Genomic DNA, 17737 nt, shown 5'->3' with positions numbered 1-17737 from the left:
AATTACGCTCCGGATAATTAATAATTCTCCTGAATAAGTTTTAAAATATCTTCTACACGTTGTTTGGCTTCGCTAACCTCCTTAACGTTATTGTGAAGAAATGAAAAAACGTATTTCTTGCCCGAATTTCCAACAATATAGCCACTTGTATTATAAGTATTGGCTAAATTGCCCTGTTGTGCATACACCTGAGGTATATGCTGTCCAAACAGCTCGAATAGCATATTGGAATCTGGAACTTTTGTTTTTATCTCCTGCAAAGCAGATACCAACATTGCTGGTGTTCCTATGTTTTGATAAGATAAACCACTGCCGTCTTGCCAGAAAAGACCTTCCTTGGCGAAACGAAAATGCTTCAGGCATTCCTGAATACCATTTTCAATAGTCATGGGTTTATTTAGGCCAACGCAGTAGTTTAATAATAATTGCTCGCCAAACAAGCTTTCGTTGTGTTTTAACAATGCTTTATAAACATCCAGCGATTTAGCATTGCTTAAAGTTCCAGGACTTACAGGATGATTATTTAGCGGGATAGAGACAACCGAGGTTGTGGAGTGGCCCGAAGCTAAAAGTGTATCGGTTAGCAGGCCAGCCTGTAAAGCAGCATCTAATAAAAGCGGAATTTTTTGCGAATACCCTTTCGGGAGATTTGCCGGTACTTTTAGATTATTATTGTCTGCCTGTCTAATTACCTTATTTACTTCGCTGGAAGAAGAGTTTTCCGAAAAATACAATGAAGCTAAATCCGGGCAGATATTGGATTTTCCATTAGACAGCACTTTAAAGACGGCAACATTACCATATATTGGAAACTCGGTTATTTCGGTTTGCACTGCAGAATCGTAGTTATCCCATGGCCAGTTTTTTCCAAACTTCTCTCCTTTGTATAGGCCTGATACCAGATAGATGTTTTTATTTGAACGCTTTAAAAAATCAAAAGCTGGTTGTTTTTTAAAATCAGCATGCAGAAAGGTGGGATCTCCGGTTGGCCATAAAATAAGCGAATCTCCATTTACTGTATATCTAAAAGAAGCGATGGAATCTTTTAGGTTGTAAAGTCCGCCCAGTAGGGTAAGGACTTTGGTATTGGAGCCTAACACAAATTTTTTATTCGCGTTGCGTTCGTAAACCGTGTTGTTACTTTCCAGATCTTTAAGAATGAAGCCGCTTAAAAACTCTCCTTCCGTTTCTTCAATTTTTTGTGCCAGCAGGTTTACTTCAGATGCTTTTTTCTTTTTCTGCGAAAAACTTGGATTTGTTAGGAATAAAGCCAGAAAAATGAGGCTTAGATATCTGTTCATAGGGAAATAATGTATCTCAATAACGCAAAATTCAACTAAATATTAGTCAAAAACAATTAATTTTTAAATCAACACAGAAGTTGATAAATTGTTGTGTTAATAGCTATGGACTTTCTCTGGAGAATATCGTTTTTGCTTTTGCTTCTTTTAAGTAGTTTGAAAGGGATTGCTCAGACTCAGGCCGCATTTGCGTTGCCTGAAGGCAAGAAGAAGATGCGTATTCCCATAGTTAAGGCCGGAAGTTTGATAATCTTAAAAACCTATTTAAATAAAAAAGGTCCTTTCAATTTTGTACTGGATTCGGGAGTAGACCCAATGGTGATTGTTGATCCAACTATAAAAGATTCTTTGAATCTGGATTATGTGCGAAAGGTTGAAATTGGCGGATTGGGCGAACAGCAAGATCTAGTTGCATTTATTACACCCGGTATTCATGTAGATATTGGTCCGGTGGAAGCTAAAAGATTGGGGGCTGTAATTCTTCAACAACAGTACACTAATTTATCTACTTACGCTGGTATTCCTATTCATGGTTTAATTGGTTATGATTTTTTTAACAGTTTCACTGTGAAGACTTCCATTCAGGACGGGTACATCATTTGCAGCGATAAATCTATAGAGCAAGCGAAAAGAAGAGATATTCGAATCCCTATTTCTTTGGAGCGAAAAAAGCCCTATTGTAAAGCGGAGGTAACAGCTAAGGATGGAAAGAAATATGCGCTTAAATTATTAATAGACTCTGGCGGTGAACATACGCTTGCTTTAGAGACATGGCAGGGTAGAAGTTTTCCCCTGCCGGATTCCATTATCAACGGATCGTTGGGCATGGGATTGGAAGGTCGTGTGAGGGGGTATTTTGGGAGAATAAAAGAATTGAGCATTAGAAGGTTAAAGATTCCTGATTTATTAACTTCATTCCCTATTTATGAAGATGTAGGGAAAAAGGTTAACCAGGCTGTAGCCAGAAATGGCAGTTTAGGAAGTCAGCTGTTGCAATATTACAATGTAGTTTTTGACTATCATAGAGGCTATATCGCGCTTGCTCCTTACCAAAAGGTATTACCAGCGATTGAATATAATATGAGTGATCTTGAAATTGTAGCTGATGGAAAGAGGTTCAATCAATACAGGGTTTATAAAGTTAGCGGAGACAGTGCTAAAGATTTGAAAGAGGGCGATGTTTTGGTAAGCATTGACTCTAAGCCGGTTTCTTTTTTAAGGTTAGATGAAATTTATCAAATCCTGCGTTCGGGGGATGGAAAACTTATCCCAATTTCTGTGAGACGTAACAATCGTATATATAGTACCGAACTACGGTTAAAGAAAAAGATATAATTGCTTTGGATTAATTATATTGGGACTTTATTGTAGTTATGAGTAAGCATTTTCCTAAAATAGCACTGGCCTGTCTTATTTCTGTATTGGCCATATCTTCATGTAAGTCTAAGAAAAAAACAGCGGCAAAGAACGTATCTCCTATTGTAATTCCTAAACCGCAACCTAAGCCGGGTGCGTTTAAATCTTTTTCGGAATTAATAAAGTCTAACACCAAACGCGATAGCGGTTTATTTAATGTCTATTATCTGGATGATAAATATTATTATGAGATTCCGGATTCTCTTTTAGGAAGAGAAATGCTAAGCGTTACCCGCTATGCAAAAACACCACCAAAAGATGGGACCTACGGCGGTGAAGAAGTTAATTCGCAAGTTTGGATCTGGGAAAAAGTGGGTAAGAAAATACTTGTAAAAGTACCTTCTTACACCAACGTGGCAGATAAAGAATCGGATATGTACGAGTCTGTAAGAAACTCTAATCTGGCTCCTATTCTGGCTTCTTTCGATATCAAGGCCTATGGAAAGGATTCTACAAGTTGGCTTATAGATATAAACGATCTTTTTGCCAAGGATGTAAGCGCATTAGGCTTACCGCAGTCTGATAAACTGGAATATAAAGTTCAGCGTATGGACGAATCCCGGTCTTTTATTGATACAATTAAGTCTTTCCCTTTAAATATAGAAACAAGAACGGTTAAAACATATATTGCAACAGCTCCTCCGGGAGATGCCTCTTTAGGCTCGACTACCATTGAGTTTAATACCTCGATGGTGATTTTACCAAAAAAACCGATGAAACCGAGATTATACGATCAAAGAGTCGGCTTTTTTTCACAAAGACAAATGGATTATGGTTTAGATGCGCAAAAGGCCACACAGACGAGATATGTCAGAAGATGGAAGTTGGAGCCCAAAGATCCGGAAGCTTATAAAAGAGGTGAGCTGGTAGAGCCTAAGCGACAAATTGTGTTTTATCTTGACCCTGCAACACCCAAAAAATGGAGGCCTTATCTGATACAGGGAGTAAAAGATTGGAATGTGGCTTTTGAAGCGGCGGGTTTTAAAAATGCTATTACGTGTTTAGAAGCCCCTACTGATGACCCGGATTGGTCACCGGAAGACTCCAGATATTCTGTAATCCGGTATTTCGCATCAAACATACCTAACGCCTACGGTCCGCATATCGCAGATCCGAGATCAGGAGAAATTATAGAGTCGGACATTGGTTGGTACCACAATGTAATGAACCTATTACGCAATTGGTTTTTTGTACAAACTGCTGCGGTAAATCCTGAAGCACGGTCCCCAAAATTTAAAGATGAGGTTATGGGGCAGCTTATACGTTTTGTGTCTTCTCATGAAGTGGGGCATACACTAGGGCTGGCTCATAATTTTGGTTCCAGTTATGCGTATCCTGTTGATTCGCTACGTTCTGCAAGTTTTACCCATAAAATGGGAGGAACCGCACCTTCGATAATGGATTATGCAAGATTTAACTATGTTGCCCAGCCGGGGGATAAAGGCGTATTGTTGTATCCCGGAATTGGCCCTTATGACAAATGGGCGATTAAATGGGGCTATACCTGGTTTGATGAAAACGAATCTGCAGACGAAATTGCCAAAAGATTGAATAAGTGGACCATAGAAAAGGTTAAAGATCCTATTTATTTTTATGGCAGACAGGGCGTTATCATAGATCCAAGATCACAGGCGGAGGATCTGGGTAATGATGCTATAAAGGCGTCCAAATATGGGATTGCCAATTTAAAACGTATTCTTCCAAATATCGAAAAATGGACTTATCAGGAAGGGCAGCCATATAACGATCTGGTTGAGTTGTATCAGGAACTCATTGTTCAGTTTAACCGCTACATGGGGCATGTGAGAACAAGCATTGGAGGTATTTACGAGAATCCAAAAACCTATGATCAGGAAGGAAGTGTTTTTACGCATGTGGAGAAGGAAAAGCAAAAGAATTCAATGAGATTTATAGCGGAGGAGGCTTTTAAAACTCCAAAATGGCTGATTGATGAAAAGCAACTTTCTAAAATAGATAATGGTAATATGTTCGCGTTTACAACATCAACTCAGGCAAGTATTTTAGCTGGTATTTTAGAACAAGGCAGATTGTCGAGGGTTTTGGATAACATGCGTAAAAACGGAAGCAAAGCTTATTCTATTCAGGAATTGTTTCTTGATTTAAAAAACTCTGTTTGGACTGAATTGAGCACAGGGGGAAATATCGACAGTTATAGAAGGGCTTTGCAAAGAGCTTATATCGGAAGGCTTGAATTTTTATCAAACCCGGCAGTTTCTGCTAATTCTGATATAAGACCAATGGCGCTTGAGCAATTGAGGATCTTGCAAGGCGATATAAAAAGAGCGATTCCGAGATATAACGATAGTTTGTTGCGGGCACATTTAAACGAGTCGCTGCTTAGAATAGATAAGATCTTAAATCCGCGCTAAATAGACAGATAAGAGGGGTTTTTAAAAAAAATAATATTTTTTGTAACGAAGTATAGGTTGGTGATATCTTAATATAAAAAAGCAAGAATAAACTAATCATAAAGAATCGATATGAAAACTTTAAAAAACATCTATCTGCTAATGGCTTTAATGGTAATGAGTCTGGCAACCTTTGCGAAAGATAAAAGCAAAGCACAAAGAACACTTTCTTTCAGCGTTGAAAATTATGTGCAATCTTTAAAAACGGGTTATTCGGATAATTTATCCGAGATCTTAGCGGATAACGTTAAGATTAATATCAACAGAAACGGGAAATTACTTACTTATGGTAAATCTGATGCTTTAAAATACAATAAGAATGCAAATATCATTCAGAATTGTCAGATTACTCAAAACGTACTTACTCAAAGTGACTCTTATGCCATTGTGAATGTAAGTATGAAATACGAGCATTTTACAAGAGAGAATATCATAACGCTGGCCAATACTGACGGTTCCTGGAAAATAACCGAGGTTAATTCCGTTTTTAAATAATACTCGCCGGTCAGGTTTCCTGGAGCAAATAATCCGGGAAACCTGACCGCTTGTCTTTCATTTACTTCTTCCCATTCAGGATTTTATCTAGCGTTGCTATTATTCTGATAATTTTTGTTTCCTCTGTCTTGGCTGCATAAATCCAATCAATAAAAGATTTGCTACCCGATAATTGTTGAAATTTATCAAGGCTTATCTATCAGTAGCTTCGACATTTAAACTAGGCAGAGTTCTAAGGCATTTTACTTTTAAAATAGCAGCTACGCTGATTGAATCGGTGATCTCGCCATTTAAAACCAGTTTTAATGCTTCTTCAAAAGGGACCTTTTTATATTCCAGCAATTCTGTCTCTTCGGGCTGAGCCTCTTTTTGCGTAAGGCCTTCGGCAAGATAGATAATAGCTAATTCGTCGCTTACAGAGTTTGAAAGATGTAATCTTTGTATTTCAGCCCAGTTTTCGGCTAATAGTCCTGTTTCTTCCAAAAGTTCTCTTTTAGCAGATTCTAAAGGATCCGTTCCAACAGGGCAGCCGCCTGCTGGAACCTCCCAGCTGTATTGCTCGATTGGAAATCGATACTGCCCTATTAAAGCAATATTGTCCGCATCGTCAATAGCAATAATACCGACAGCAAGATTTTTGAAATGTATGGTACTATAAGTTCCGGGATTTCCTACAGGATTTATTATTTGAAACTCGGTCAGGCTAATCCAGGGGTTCTCAAAGATTGGCCTGCTTCCTGTTTTTTTCCATGGGTTTTCTTTAGACATATTTAAAAGGCTGAAATCAAAAGTAAAGTTAAAAAGGCTTTGTCTGAAGAGAGATGCAAATATGGATGTATTTTATAATAATTCTAAAAAGAGATCGGACGCTTTTAATGAAGACCTTTTTAGCGTATATTCGGAATCAAAAACACATAAAAACATGTACACAGGATTATTGCACACACACTCGATGTTAAGATATGTTGTCTTAATATTGTTGCTTATCGCTATTTTCAAAGCATTAACCGCCGGAGCGAGAGTATATACAGAAGGCGACAGAAAATTGAATTTGTTTACCATGATTTCTGCTCACGTACAGTTATTGGTAGGTTTAATTTTATATTTTGTTAGTCCAATGGTTAATTTTTCTCAAATGAGCAATGCCGTTTATCGTTATTGGAATGTAGAACACGTTAGTATAATGGTAGTTGCGCTGGTTTTAATAACTATAGGTCACTCTAAATCTAAAAAAGCAAAAGATTCTCATGCAAAACATAAAGCAATCTCTTTATTCTATTCTTTGGGATTAATTGTGATTCTGGTGGGTATTTTAATGATAAAAGACCGTAATCCTTGGTAGTGAGGATTTAAAAGTTGAAGAAAAAATTTTGAAATTCAAATTTCTTTATAATTTTGCTATTGTAATGAACAAAAAAACAAATATATCTAAAAAGTGGTGGTGGCATAAAATATGCCAACCCGGATAATGTATTTGTATGTTTTGAAAAGAAATTATCAACTTAAACCTAAAAGCAAATATAACCCGGCGTAAAAAGTCGGGTTTTTTTGTTCATTACAAAATTTAAATAAAAGAAGTAAAATGAAAAAATATAAGATCAACGTTATACATAAAAGATTGTTGGCAGACACAACAACACCAGTTGCCATATACTTGCGCCTGCGAGATATTTTTGCAAATACTATCCTGCTGGAAAGCTCGGATTATCACAGCCGCGAAAATAGTATGAGCTTTGTTTGTTGCGAGCCAATTGCCGGTATAAAACTGGAGGACGGGATATTAACCAAAGTATATCCGGACGGAAATAGTGAAATACAGGAACCCGGAACTTTTAATCTGGTAGATGAAATCAGTAATTTCAGACAAAGTTTTGAAAGTGATGCAGATGTAAATCATAAATTTATAACAGATGGCCTTTTTGGTTATTTTACCCACGAAGCGATCGAGCATTTTGAAGATATCACACTGAAAGCAGATGAGAATGATGAACGTAAGATACCAACAATGCAGTATCATGTTTATCGTTATATTATTGCTATAAATCACTTTAAAAACGAGCTGTATATCGTAAAAAATGAAAGTGAATTTGATACAGAAACGAATAACGTAGACAAAGTAGAGTACCTTATACAAAATAAAAACTTCCCAGAATATAATTTCTCTGTGAATGGTCAGGAAACTTCAAACTTTACAGACGAGGAGTTTAAGGCTTTGGTCTTAAAAATGAAGGAACATATTTATAGAGGAGATGTTTTTCAGATAGTTCCGTCGAGAGCGTTTAAGACACCTTTCCTTGGAGATGAGTTTAACGTATACCGAGCGCTTAGATCAATCAACCCGTCTCCGTATCTGTTCTATTTTGATTATGGAAGCTATAAAATTTTCGGGTCATCGCCGGAAGCGCAGTTAACCATTAAAAATAATGTAGCTAGTATATTCCCTATTGCAGGGACTTTTAAGCGTTCTGGCAATGACAACGAAGATAAAGCCATTGCAGAACGTTTAGAGAATGACCCCAAAGAATCTGCCGAACATGTAATGCTGGTGGATCTGGCTAGAAATGACTTAAGCCGCCATTGTGAAAACGTACAGGTAAAAGCCTATAAAGAGGTTCAGTTCTATTCACATCTTATCCATTTGGTTTCGAAAGTGAGCGGTCATTTGAAAAGTGGTATCAACTCTTTTAAAGTTGTTGCAGATACTTTTCCAGCCGGAACGTTAAGTGGTGCGCCTAAATACAGGGCGATGGAAATTATCGATGAAAATGAAAACATCAAAAGAAGTTTTTACAGTGGAGCCATAGGTTTTTCGGGATTCAATGGAGATTTTAACCATGCAATCATGATCCGTTCTTTTTTAAGTAAGGAAAATATTCTTCACTATCAGGCCGGAGCAGGAATTGTTGCAGACTCTGATCCTGAAAGCGAGCTGAATGAGGTTAATAACAAAATTGCAGCGCTTAGAAATGCCATTATTATGGCGGAAAGCATATAATGAAAAGTACGGCAGACTGTAAAAATATTCGGGACGTGAGGGATAGCATAGATTTTATAGATCGTGAACTTATCGGGTTGATTGGCAGAAGGGCAGAATATGTGAAAAAGGCAGCTGAATTTAAAAGCAGTGAGCGGGATGTAAGAGCAGCTGATCGTGTAGAGACTATGTTAAAGATCCGCAAAATATGGGCGGCGGAAGAAAATATAAGCCCGGAAATTATTGAAAAAATATATAGAGATTTGGTGGCTTACTTCGTCGCCGAAGAATTACATAATTGGAAAGAAAGATTATGAGCACAAAGATATTAGTCGTAGATAATTACGATTCGTTTACCTATAATCTGGTACATCTCTTAAACGAATTGGGCCACGAGCCAACCGTTATCAGAAATGATAAATTTACTCTGGAAGATGTGGAACAATATGATAAGATTCTACTTTCTCCGGGTCCGGGGATACCCTCGGAAGCAGGTTTACTCTTAGCTGTAATAGAAAAATACGCAGCAACCAAAAGTATTTTGGGGGTTTGTTTAGGACAACAGGCTATAGCGGAAGTTTTTGGAGGAAAGTTATATAATTTAAACCGTCCTGTACACGGAACTGCCACAGACATAAACGTAGTTAGCGATAGCGATGTGGTGTTTAATGATCTTCCTAAACAGTTTAAAGTTGGGAGATATCATTCATGGGCTGTTGAAGCAGAGAATTTGCCAGCTGATCTGGAAGTAACTGCTGTAGATGCAAACGGAGTTATTATGGCTCTCCGACACAAAAAATTTGATGTACGGGGAGTGCAGTTCCATCCAGAATCTGTTCTGACAGAATATGGTAAGGAGATGATTGCCAATTGGCTGAATAATGGTGAGTAGCAAGTGTAGTATTTAGGTGATTTATGCCCGCTGTGGGTAAATCTAAAATCGAAGTTCTAAAATCTAAAATCAAAAAATGAATATTCTTGATAAAATTGTAGCCAGGAAAAAGGAGGAAGTTGTTGAGGCAAAGAAGAAATATACTATTCAGGATCTGGAAAAAAGCTTTTCGTTCCACAGGGAAACCTATAAGCTGACAGATTTCCTGAAAGATCCTAGTAAAACTGGTATAATTGCGGAGTTTAAAAGAAAATCTCCATCGAAAGGAATTATCAATGATAAGGTTTCTGTAGAGCAAGTTACCACCGGATATGCATCGGCAGGCGCATCGGCTTTATCAGTTTTAACGGATAAGGATTTCTTCATGGGGCATGAAGATGATTTGATAGCAGCGAGAAAAGTGAATGGTATTCCCATTCTACGAAAAGATTTTATGGTAGATGAGTTTCAGATAATCGAGGCGAAGGCTATTGGTGCAGATATTATTTTGTTAATAGCAGCTTGTTTAACAGCAGAGGAGACTAAGCGTTTTGCCGAATTAGCGAAATCTTTGGGATTAAGTACTTTGCTGGAAGTACACGGTCAGGACGAATTGGATTATAGTTTAAACCAATATATTGATGTCGTTGGTGTAAATAACAGGAATCTCAAAGATTTTTCAGTGTCAGTAGAAACATCCTTACAATTGGCCGAAACTATACCGACTGAATTTTTAAAGATTTCGGAAAGCGCAATAAGCAATCCGGAAACGGTAAAAATGCTTAAAAAAGCAGGATTTGACGGATTTTTAATTGGGGAAAATTTTATGAAGACCTCAGATCCGGCTCAGGCCATGAGAGACTTTGTCGCTCTAATTTAATTTTCAAGCGCTTATTGCCTAATATGTTTGTTACATTTGCAGGGTCACTTGTAAAACGGAAAATTTATGGACAAACAACAAACTTTGGCAATAGATATCGGTGGTTCAAGCATTAAAGCAACGGTTTTGGATGAGCAGGGAGAGATGTTAGCAGAATATCAGAAAACGCCAACGCCGAAGGTTCCAAAACCAGAGGCTGTTTTACAGAGTATCAAAAACTTAGTTGTTGGATTTCCAGAGTTTAACCAGGTAACAGTAGGTTTTCCCGGATATGTTAGAGCCGGTATAGTGCAGACTGCACCAAATCTCGGTACCAAATACTGGGAAGGTTATCCTCTGGCACAGTCGCTTGCAGATGAATTTGGCCAGCCAGTACGCCTTTTAAACGATGCGGATTTACAGGGTTTTGGGCTGATAGAGGGTAAAGGCCTTGAGCTGGTTCTTACTTTAGGAACGGGCTTGGGAACGGCACTATTTATGGACGGATCTCTATTGCCTCACCTTGAATTATCGCATTTTATAGCAAAAGACGATAAAGACTTTGACGCCTATATAGGCGACAAGGCCCTGGATAAGGATGGTACAGAAAAATGGAATAAAAAGCTGAAGGAGGTAATTGCGCTTTTTAGTCTAGTAGTTAATTATAATAAACTTTATCTTAGCGGCGGCAATGCCAAAAAGGTAGAACTGAAGCTTGATCACAATATCAAGATATGTGGAAACAGGGAAGGGATAAAAGGAGGAGCTTTTGTATGGAAAGCAGAGGAAAATTTTTCACTAAAGACAGTCAAACCAAACACACAACATAATAAGTAGTTCACACAATCAAATGTGAGATTCACAATGAAAAAAAAAGCCAACGAGCAAAAACCAACGATTTTCACCATTTTTGGTGGAACCGGAGACTTAGCTGCTAGAAAGTTAATTCCTGCCTTGTATAATCTATTTTTGGATGGATACATGCCGAAGGAATTCACAATAGTGGGTTTAGGAAGAACAGAGTACAATGATGAAAGCTATAAAGAGGTACTTTTAGATGGATTGAATAAGTATTCCAGAAGTGGTGTAGCTGATCCTGCGAAGTGGGGAGAGTTTTCTTCAAACATTATCTACTTGCAGTCTGATGCAAGTAAAGAAAAAACTTACAAAGATTTAGAGCAAATTATTGCAGATAGAGACGAGCAGTGGGCAGAGGCAGCAACTGTAATCCATTATTTATCAGTAGCACCTCAGTTCTTCCCTGTAATTTCAGAATATATTTCTAAAATCAAAATGGCTGGCGGTAAAGAGAAATGCAGAATCGTTATCGAAAAGCCATTTGGTCGCGATTTGGAAACAGCCAAAGAGCTTAACGAGTTATTGCAATCTTTATTTGACGAAAGTCAGATTTATCGTATAGACCATTATCTAGGAAAAGAAACTGTACAAAATATGATGGCTTTCAGATTCGCGAATGCATTGTTCGAACCAATCTGGAACCGTAACTTCATAGAGCATGTACAGATTTCTGTAACTGAGGATATTGGTATTGAAGATCGTGGTGGCTATTATGACGGATCAGGCGCTTTAAGGGATATGCTACAAAATCATATCTTACAGGTTCTTTGTCTGGTAGCAATGGAGCCGCCTGTAAGTTTCAATGCGGATGAAGTTAGGAACAGAAGAGTTGACGTGTTAAAAGCAATCAGACGTTTTGGTCCTGAAGAAGTTAAGCACAATGCCGTTAGAGGGCAGTATGCTGGCGGATGGGTTGGCGGAAAAGAAGTGAATGGTTATAGAGAGGAAAAAGGAGTAGATCCAAATTCGAATACCGAAACTTTTTGTGCTTTTAAATTCTTTATAGATAACTGGAGATGGCAAAATGTTCCTTTCTATGTAAGAACGGGTAAACGTATGCACCAAAAATCTTCTGTTATCAGTATACAGTTTAAAGATGTTCCACATCCAATTTTCCCTTCTCATGCATCGGAAAACTGGCAACAAAACAGATTGATCATTAGCATCCAACCAGAAATGAGTATCAGATTACAAGTTCAGGCAAAACGTCCGGGACTGGATATGATATTAAATCCGGTAGATATGGTTTTCGATTATGATGGAACATATCCAAAGGAGTCTCCGGAAGCATACGAAACATTATTGTTAGATGCGATGGAAGGTGACCAAACCTTATTTATGCGTGGTGACCAGGTAGAAGCAGCATGGGAATTATTGATGCCGGTTATTGATAATTGGGAAGGAAGAAAAAGTTTAAACTTTCCTAATTACCCTGCCGACAGTTGGGGCCCGGAAATTGCGGAAGCACTTATAGCGAAAGATGGTTTTCATTGGTTTACAATGCCAGTAAAATCGAAATCGAAGAAGAAATAATGAAACTGAATATTTTTAAAGATCCGAAGGCGGCAATAGATTCTATTGCTGCTTATTTTATCGAAGAAGCAAAGAAATCGATCTCTGAAAAAGGAAGATTTGATGTTTCTTTATCTGGAGGAAGCTCTCCAAAGAAATTGTACGAACTTTTAGCTCAAAACTATAGCGGAGCTATTGACTGGACAAAAGTGTACCTGTTTTTTGGCGATGAACGTTATGTAGCACATGACCATCCGGATAGTAACTACCTGATGGCAACAACTGCGCTTGCACCTTTAAATCTGAGTGACGAACAGATTTTTAAGGTAGATACAAGCCTTGATCCGGAAAGTGCTGCTTTGGAATATGAAAGATGTTTGAAAAGACATTTCGGACAGGACGTGGCTTTTGATTTAGTTCTTTTGGGTTTGGGTGATGATGCGCACACGGCGTCATTATTCCCGGGAACAAGTGTATTATTCAATGATGAAAACCTAATAAAGGAAGTTTATCTGGAAGATAAACAAGTCTATAGAATAACGATGACTGCTCCATTGATCAATAAAGCAAAAAATATAGCTTTTTTAACTTTCGGAGAAGGAAAAGCAGATGCTATTAAACATGTTTTGGAAGGCGAAAAGGATATTACTAAATATCCTGCTCAGTTAATAAAGCCTATGAATGGAGAAGTTCAGTGGTTTGTTGATGAAGCGGCGGTTTCCAAACTGTCGAAATAAAATAAGAAGAGGCTGCTAAAAACAGCCTCTTTTTTTTGAAAGCGATTTCTATCCCCTAACTTTACGGAAATTATTCTTGTTATGCGAATAGAAGAGCTCTATCCTATTTTTAGAAAACATCCTTCAGTATCAACCGATACGCGTAAAGTAACCGAATCTTGTTTGTTCTTTGCCTTAAAGGGAGAGAACTTCGATGCCAATACTTTTGCAGAGCAGGCAATTGCTCTGGGAGCCGCTTTTGCTATCGTAGATAAGCAGGATTTACCTAAACATCCACAGTTTATATTTGTAGATGACGTGTTGAAGACTTTACAGGATTTGGCCCACTATCATCGCAGGCAACTTGGGTTGCCCGTTATCGGTTTAACCGGAACAAATGGAAAAACAACAACAAAGGAATTAATTAACGCTGTTCTAAGTCAAAAATTCAAGACAGCGGCAACATTGGGTAACCTGAATAATCATATCGGAGTTCCTTTGACCTTACTGGCTATTACACCGGATACAGAGGTCGCTATTGTGGAAATGGGTGCAAACCATCAGAAAGAAATTGAACTGCTATGCGCTATTGCAGTCCCGGATTACGGGTTGATTACCAATGTAGGAAAGGCTCATCTAGAAGGTTTCGGAGGATTTGAAGGCGTAAAGAAAGGGAAAGGTGAATTATATGATTTCCTTTCGAAGAACGGTGGAACGGTTTTTATTAATCGGGATAATTTACATTTACAGGAAATGGCCAGAAGCAGAAGTTTTAAGGAGGTTATTTATTATGGAACATCGTCTGATAATTATGTTTTCGGTAAACTGATTGCGAATGATCCGTATTTAACTGTTGAATGGTCGGATGGAGAAAATAAAGATGAGGTACAGTCGCAATTAACGGGAATTTATAATTTCGAAAATATACTTGCTGCAATAGCTATCGGAAAGAAATTGGGGCTGACCACGCAGCAAATTCACGAAGGTATAAACTCTTATAAACCACAGAATAATCGTTCACAGATTATAAAGACCGAGAGAAACACAGTTATAGGCGATTTTTATAATGCCAACCCAAGCAGTATGGCAGTTGCAATTGAAAACATTGCGAGGTTAGAAGCTGATAATAAAGTTCTCATTCTTGGAGATATGTTCGAACTAGGAGAAGAATCTGGGGCTGAGCATAGGGCCGTTATAGAAAAGGCTGAAAAGCTGGGTATTGCAAAAGTCTTGTTTGTAGGGCAAGAGTTCTTTAAAAATAGCAATCAAAAATCTGTTTTCCTGAAGAATGTAGAGGAACTAAGAACATATCTTCATGAAAATCCTGTGCATCAAGCTTTGATTCTTTTAAAAGGATCCAGAGGGATGAAATTGGAACAAGTTATAGCGTATTTATAAAGGGTGGGTTTTTAGAGAAAATTTGCTAACTTTCTCTAAAAAATTATGCCTGTAAAAATATTTGGAAGTGCGGTTTATGGTGTGGAAGCACAAACCATAACTATTGAAGTAAATATTTCTTCGGGAAAGCCGAACTATTTTATAGTAGGACTGCCTGATAATGCGGTAAAAGAAAGTATGCTTCGTATCGAAAGTGCGCTAAGTACTAGCGGATATCGCATGCCACGACAAAAGATTGTGGTGAATATGGCTCCAGCCGATATTAGAAAAGAGGGTTCTGCTTATGATTTAACCATTGCTACCGGAATTTTAGCCGCATCCGGGCAGATTTTACCAGAAGGAATTGGTGATTATGTCATCATGGGAGAGCTTTCTCTGGATGGAAAAGTGCAACCCATAAAAGGGGCCTTACCTATAGCTATTCAAGCAAAAAAGGAAAATATAAGAGGCTTTATTCTTCCGGAGGAAAATGCAAGAGAAGCGGCTATTGTGAATGATGTTGATGTTTTTGGAATAGCCCATATACAAGATTTGGTTAAATTCTTTACGGAAGGACAAAAGCCAGATCCGGTGAAGGTAGATACCCGCCAGGAATTCTTTAACGCGATTAGTAATTACGATTCGGATTTTGCGGATGTCCGTGGGCAGGAAAATATCAAGCGTTCTTTGGAAATAGCTGCAGCAGGAGGACATAACGCTATTTTAATAGGTCCGCCTGGAGCTGGTAAAACCATGTTAGCTAAGCGTTTGCCAACGATCTTGCCACCCTTAAATTTGTACGAAGCGTTGGAGACTACAAAAATACATTCTGTGGCAGGCAAATTGTCTGCAGCGGATGCCTTAGTAACCACCCGTCCATTTCGCTCACCACATCATACTGTTTCGGATGTTGCTTTGGTTGGTGGAGGTGGAAACCCGCAACCCGGTGAAATTTCTCTGGCACATAATGGAGTGTTGTTTTTGGATGAACTCCCCGAATTTAAACGGACGGTGCTGGAAGTTATGCGTCAACCTTTGGAAGAGCGCAGAGTTACTATTGCCAGAGCAAAGATGTCTGTAGACTATCCTTCAAGTTTTATGTTGATTGCAGCAATGAATCCTTGTCCCTGTGGTTTTTATAATCATCCTGAAAAGGAATGTATGTGTGCCCCCGGTGTTGTGCAGAAATATTTAAGTAAGGTGAGCGGACCTTTGTTAGACAGGATTGATCTTCATGTCGAGGTGACTCCTGTTAATTTCGAAGAGTTGTCTTCACAGAGAAAATCGGAAAGTAGTGATGTGATCAGAGAAAGGGTGGTGAAATCCCGGCTAATTCAGGAAGAGAGGTTTAAGGATCACCCACAGATTAACTGCAACGCCCAAATGAGTTCGCAAATGGTTAGAGAGATTTGCGTAATTGACGACATTGGGCAATCATTGTTAAAAAATGCAATGGAAAAGCTGGGGCTTTCTGCAAGGGCTTATGATAGAATTTTAAAAGTGGCCAGAACCATTGCGGATTTAGATACAAGTGAAGCTATAGAGACAGGACATTTGGCAGAGGCTATTAATTTCAGAAGTTTGGATCGGGAGAATTGGGCGGGGTAAATTGAATGATTTCAAGGTGGTCGCATTTTGCGATCACCTTGCAGAATATGGTTAAGAAAAGGAATAATGGGTTAATGAGCCAGAACTATTTCGTTGGTTTTAACGTTTAGTAAAAATGAAGCCCTACAAAAATGTGTTTTTATTATTGATCATGATTTTTACTTTGCAATCATGCAACGGGCAAAGTAAAAACAAAACTCAAAAAGAGAGATCAACTGCTATAAATTTAACACCACCAAAAGGAAAAGCTATTGCCGCCTTTGCAGAGGGGTGTTTCTGGTGTACAGAGCATGTTTTCGAATCTGTTTTTGGAGTCGACTCTGCTGTTTCGGGTTATGCCGGAGGACACACCAAAAATCCAACATATGAACAAGTTTCCAAAGAGACAACCGGACATGCAGAAGCCACTTTGATTTATTACGATCCAAAAAAAGTAAGTTACAAAGATCTTGTTCAGGTATTTTTCGACTCACACGATCCAACGACCAAGAACCGCCAGGGACCGGATGTAGGCTCGTCTTATCGCTCGGTTTTATTTTATCAAACACCTGAGGAAAAGGAAATAGCGCAAGATGTAATCAAAGATCTCATTAAAAATAAAGTATTTCCCAAACCGATAGTTACTGAGTTGGCTCCGCTGATAGTTTTCTATAGGGCCGAAGAAGAGCATCAGAACTTTGTAAAACGTAATCCGTTTCAACCTTATGTACGTGGCGTGTCTGATCCACGCTTCGAAAAATTCAAGCTTAAGACCAGGCTCCCATTAAAAGAGTAAATTTTATACCTTTGCGCCGATGAAATCAGAAGAATTTGTTGAGATTGGTTACATTACCAAAACGCATGGTTTAAAAGGAGATGTTCAGGTGGCATTTTCTTACCACGAACCTGAGAAATTGAAAATGAATGCGGTATTTCTGGAAATTGGAGGGAAAATGGTTCCTTACTTTGTTTCCAGTTTTAAATTATCTCAACAGACAACCGGATACTTTTTGTTTGAAGATATCGATCATATAGACAAAGCTAAAGCTTTAGTTAAAAAACGAATTTTTCTTCAGCAGAAGACTATGCCAAAGAAAAAGAAAGAAGAGTTTACTTTTAAAGACCTGCAAGGCTTTGTAGTCGTAGATTTGCAGCATGGGGAATTGGGACAAATAGAAAGTGTAAGAGAATACCCGCAACAGTTTCTGGCTACTGTAAATTATCAAGAGAAGGAGGTGCTTTTTCCCTTGTCAGAGGATTTTATTGAAGATATTGATATTGCCAATAGGATATTGAAAATAGAGCTGCCAGAGGGCTTATTAGATGTTTATTTGAGTTAAAT

Annotated in this window: 17 protein-coding genes; 15 read left to right on the top strand and 2 right to left on the bottom strand. The window is 38.3% G+C overall.

Features of this window, described 5'->3' with window-relative positions; genetic code table 11:
- Positions 1–17: 17 nt before the first annotated feature.
- Positions 18–1301 (bottom strand): D-alanyl-D-alanine carboxypeptidase, encoded by a 1284-nt coding sequence (locus PEDSA_RS14410; RefSeq protein WP_013633887.1) that lies wholly within the window; start codon positions 1299–1301, stop codon positions 18–20.
- 105 nt (positions 1302–1406) lie between these two features.
- Between PEDSA_RS14410 and PEDSA_RS14405 the strand changes: the two genes are divergently transcribed.
- From PEDSA_RS14405 to PEDSA_RS14395, 3 genes are all read left to right on the top strand, one after another.
- Positions 1407–2636 (top strand): aspartyl protease family protein, encoded by a 1230-nt coding sequence (locus PEDSA_RS14405; protein ID WP_013633886.1) that lies wholly within the window; start codon positions 1407–1409, stop codon positions 2634–2636.
- Positions 2637–2674: 38 nt separating this feature from the next.
- Positions 2675–5107 carry a zinc-dependent metalloprotease gene (locus PEDSA_RS14400; protein WP_013633885.1) on the top strand — a complete coding sequence of 811 codons (2433 nt, stop codon included), beginning with the start codon at positions 2675–2677 and terminating at the stop codon, positions 5105–5107.
- Positions 5108–5218: 111 nt separating this feature from the next.
- Positions 5219–5641, top strand: coding sequence for a DUF4783 domain-containing protein (locus PEDSA_RS14395; protein ID WP_013633884.1), 423 nt, complete (start codon positions 5219–5221; stop codon positions 5639–5641).
- Between the two features lie 192 nt (positions 5642–5833).
- Here the strand turns inward: PEDSA_RS14395 and PEDSA_RS14390 are convergent, their stop codons facing one another.
- Positions 5834–6409, bottom strand: a complete 576-nt coding sequence (locus PEDSA_RS14390) for an NUDIX domain-containing protein (protein WP_013633883.1) — start codon at positions 6407–6409, stop codon at positions 5834–5836.
- A 61-nt stretch (positions 6410–6470) separates the two neighbouring features.
- Between PEDSA_RS14390 and PEDSA_RS14385 the strand changes: the two genes are divergently transcribed.
- The 12 genes from PEDSA_RS14385 to rimM all read left to right on the top strand — a co-directional run bounded on the left by PEDSA_RS14385 (position 6471) and on the right by rimM (position 17735).
- A complete protein-coding gene (locus PEDSA_RS14385; RefSeq protein ID WP_013633882.1) occupies positions 6471–6983 on the top strand; it encodes a hypothetical protein in 513 nt (170 codons plus the stop codon).
- Between the two features lie 240 nt (positions 6984–7223).
- On the top strand, positions 7224–8636 hold the full coding sequence (locus PEDSA_RS14380) for an anthranilate synthase component I (protein WP_013633881.1): 1413 nt from the start codon (positions 7224–7226) through the stop codon (positions 8634–8636).
- On the top strand, positions 8636–8932 hold the full coding sequence (locus tag PEDSA_RS14375) for a chorismate mutase (protein ID WP_013633880.1): 297 nt from the start codon (positions 8636–8638) through the stop codon (positions 8930–8932). Before PEDSA_RS14380 ends, PEDSA_RS14375 begins: the two co-directional genes overlap by 1 nt.
- Positions 8929–9507 carry an anthranilate synthase component II gene (locus tag PEDSA_RS14370; RefSeq protein ID WP_013633879.1) on the top strand — a complete coding sequence of 193 codons (579 nt, stop codon included), beginning with the start codon at positions 8929–8931 and terminating at the stop codon, positions 9505–9507. The genes PEDSA_RS14375 and PEDSA_RS14370 overlap by 4 nt, the downstream gene beginning before the upstream one ends.
- Positions 9508–9583: 76 nt before the next feature.
- The gene (trpC, locus tag PEDSA_RS14365; protein ID WP_013633878.1) at positions 9584–10366 is read left to right on the top strand and encodes an indole-3-glycerol phosphate synthase TrpC; all 783 of its coding nucleotides are present in this window, start codon (positions 9584–9586) and stop codon (positions 10364–10366) included.
- 66 nt (positions 10367–10432) lie between these two features.
- Positions 10433–11182 carry an ROK family protein gene (locus tag PEDSA_RS14360; RefSeq protein WP_013633877.1) on the top strand — a complete coding sequence of 250 codons (750 nt, stop codon included), beginning with the start codon at positions 10433–10435 and terminating at the stop codon, positions 11180–11182.
- A gap of 27 nt (positions 11183–11209) precedes the next feature.
- The gene (zwf, locus tag PEDSA_RS14355) at positions 11210–12736 is read left to right on the top strand and encodes a glucose-6-phosphate dehydrogenase (protein WP_013633876.1); all 1527 of its coding nucleotides are present in this window, start codon (positions 11210–11212) and stop codon (positions 12734–12736) included.
- Positions 12736–13452 (top strand): 6-phosphogluconolactonase, encoded by a 717-nt coding sequence (pgl, locus tag PEDSA_RS14350; RefSeq protein ID WP_013633875.1) that lies wholly within the window; start codon positions 12736–12738, stop codon positions 13450–13452. Before zwf ends, pgl begins: the two co-directional genes overlap by 1 nt.
- Before the next feature lie 81 nt (positions 13453–13533).
- Positions 13534–14829, top strand: a complete 1296-nt coding sequence (locus PEDSA_RS14345; RefSeq protein ID WP_013633874.1) for a UDP-N-acetylmuramoyl-tripeptide--D-alanyl-D-alanine ligase — start codon at positions 13534–13536, stop codon at positions 14827–14829.
- Positions 14830–14874: 45 nt separating this feature from the next.
- On the top strand, positions 14875–16416 hold the full coding sequence (locus tag PEDSA_RS14340) for a YifB family Mg chelatase-like AAA ATPase (protein WP_013633873.1): 1542 nt from the start codon (positions 14875–14877) through the stop codon (positions 16414–16416).
- A 115-nt stretch (positions 16417–16531) separates the two neighbouring features.
- Positions 16532–17191 carry a peptide-methionine (S)-S-oxide reductase MsrA gene (gene msrA / locus PEDSA_RS14335; RefSeq protein ID WP_013633872.1) on the top strand — a complete coding sequence of 220 codons (660 nt, stop codon included), beginning with the start codon at positions 16532–16534 and terminating at the stop codon, positions 17189–17191.
- Positions 17192–17210: 19 nt separating this feature from the next.
- Complete coding sequence (gene rimM, locus PEDSA_RS14330) at positions 17211–17735, top strand: ribosome maturation factor RimM (RefSeq protein WP_013633871.1); 525 nt, start codon at positions 17211–17213, stop codon at positions 17733–17735.
- Positions 17736–17737: the final 2 nt, after the last annotated feature.

This window comes from Pseudopedobacter saltans DSM 12145, from assembly GCF_000190735.1.
In the GTDB taxonomy this organism is placed as follows: Bacteria; Bacteroidota; Bacteroidia; order Sphingobacteriales; family Sphingobacteriaceae; genus Pseudopedobacter; species Pseudopedobacter saltans.
Note: the sequence above shows the minus strand (reverse complement) of the source record. Positions and strands in the feature narration are given on the sequence as shown.

Excerpts from the sequence above, each read along its gene's own strand:
- PEDSA_RS14410 (WP_013633887.1), bottom strand. The coding sequence starts at position 1,301 with ATGAACAGATATCTAAGCCTCATTTTTCTGGCTTTATTCCTAACAAAT.
- PEDSA_RS14405 (WP_013633886.1), top strand. The coding sequence starts at position 1,407 with ATGGACTTTCTCTGGAGAATATCGTTTTTGCTTTTGCTTCTTTTAAGT.
- PEDSA_RS14400 (WP_013633885.1), top strand. The coding sequence starts at position 2,675 with ATGAGTAAGCATTTTCCTAAAATAGCACTGGCCTGTCTTATTTCTGTA.
- PEDSA_RS14395 (WP_013633884.1), top strand. The coding sequence starts at position 5,219 with ATGAAAACTTTAAAAAACATCTATCTGCTAATGGCTTTAATGGTAATG.
- PEDSA_RS14390 (WP_013633883.1), bottom strand. The coding sequence starts at position 6,409 with ATGTCTAAAGAAAACCCATGGAAAAAAACAGGAAGCAGGCCAATCTTT.
- PEDSA_RS14385 (WP_013633882.1), top strand. The coding sequence starts at position 6,471 with ATGGATGTATTTTATAATAATTCTAAAAAGAGATCGGACGCTTTTAAT.
- PEDSA_RS14380 (WP_013633881.1), top strand. The coding sequence starts at position 7,224 with ATGAAAAAATATAAGATCAACGTTATACATAAAAGATTGTTGGCAGAC.
- PEDSA_RS14375 (WP_013633880.1), top strand. The coding sequence starts at position 8,636 with ATGAAAAGTACGGCAGACTGTAAAAATATTCGGGACGTGAGGGATAGC.
- PEDSA_RS14370 (WP_013633879.1), top strand. The coding sequence starts at position 8,929 with ATGAGCACAAAGATATTAGTCGTAGATAATTACGATTCGTTTACCTAT.
- trpC (WP_013633878.1), top strand. The coding sequence starts at position 9,584 with ATGAATATTCTTGATAAAATTGTAGCCAGGAAAAAGGAGGAAGTTGTT.
- PEDSA_RS14360 (WP_013633877.1), top strand. The coding sequence starts at position 10,433 with ATGGACAAACAACAAACTTTGGCAATAGATATCGGTGGTTCAAGCATT.
- zwf (WP_013633876.1), top strand. The coding sequence starts at position 11,210 with ATGAAAAAAAAAGCCAACGAGCAAAAACCAACGATTTTCACCATTTTT.
- pgl (WP_013633875.1), top strand. The coding sequence starts at position 12,736 with ATGAAACTGAATATTTTTAAAGATCCGAAGGCGGCAATAGATTCTATT.
- PEDSA_RS14345 (WP_013633874.1), top strand. The coding sequence starts at position 13,534 with ATGCGAATAGAAGAGCTCTATCCTATTTTTAGAAAACATCCTTCAGTA.
- PEDSA_RS14340 (WP_013633873.1), top strand. The coding sequence starts at position 14,875 with ATGCCTGTAAAAATATTTGGAAGTGCGGTTTATGGTGTGGAAGCACAA.
- msrA (WP_013633872.1), top strand. The coding sequence starts at position 16,532 with ATGAAGCCCTACAAAAATGTGTTTTTATTATTGATCATGATTTTTACT.
- rimM (WP_013633871.1), top strand. The coding sequence starts at position 17,211 with ATGAAATCAGAAGAATTTGTTGAGATTGGTTACATTACCAAAACGCAT.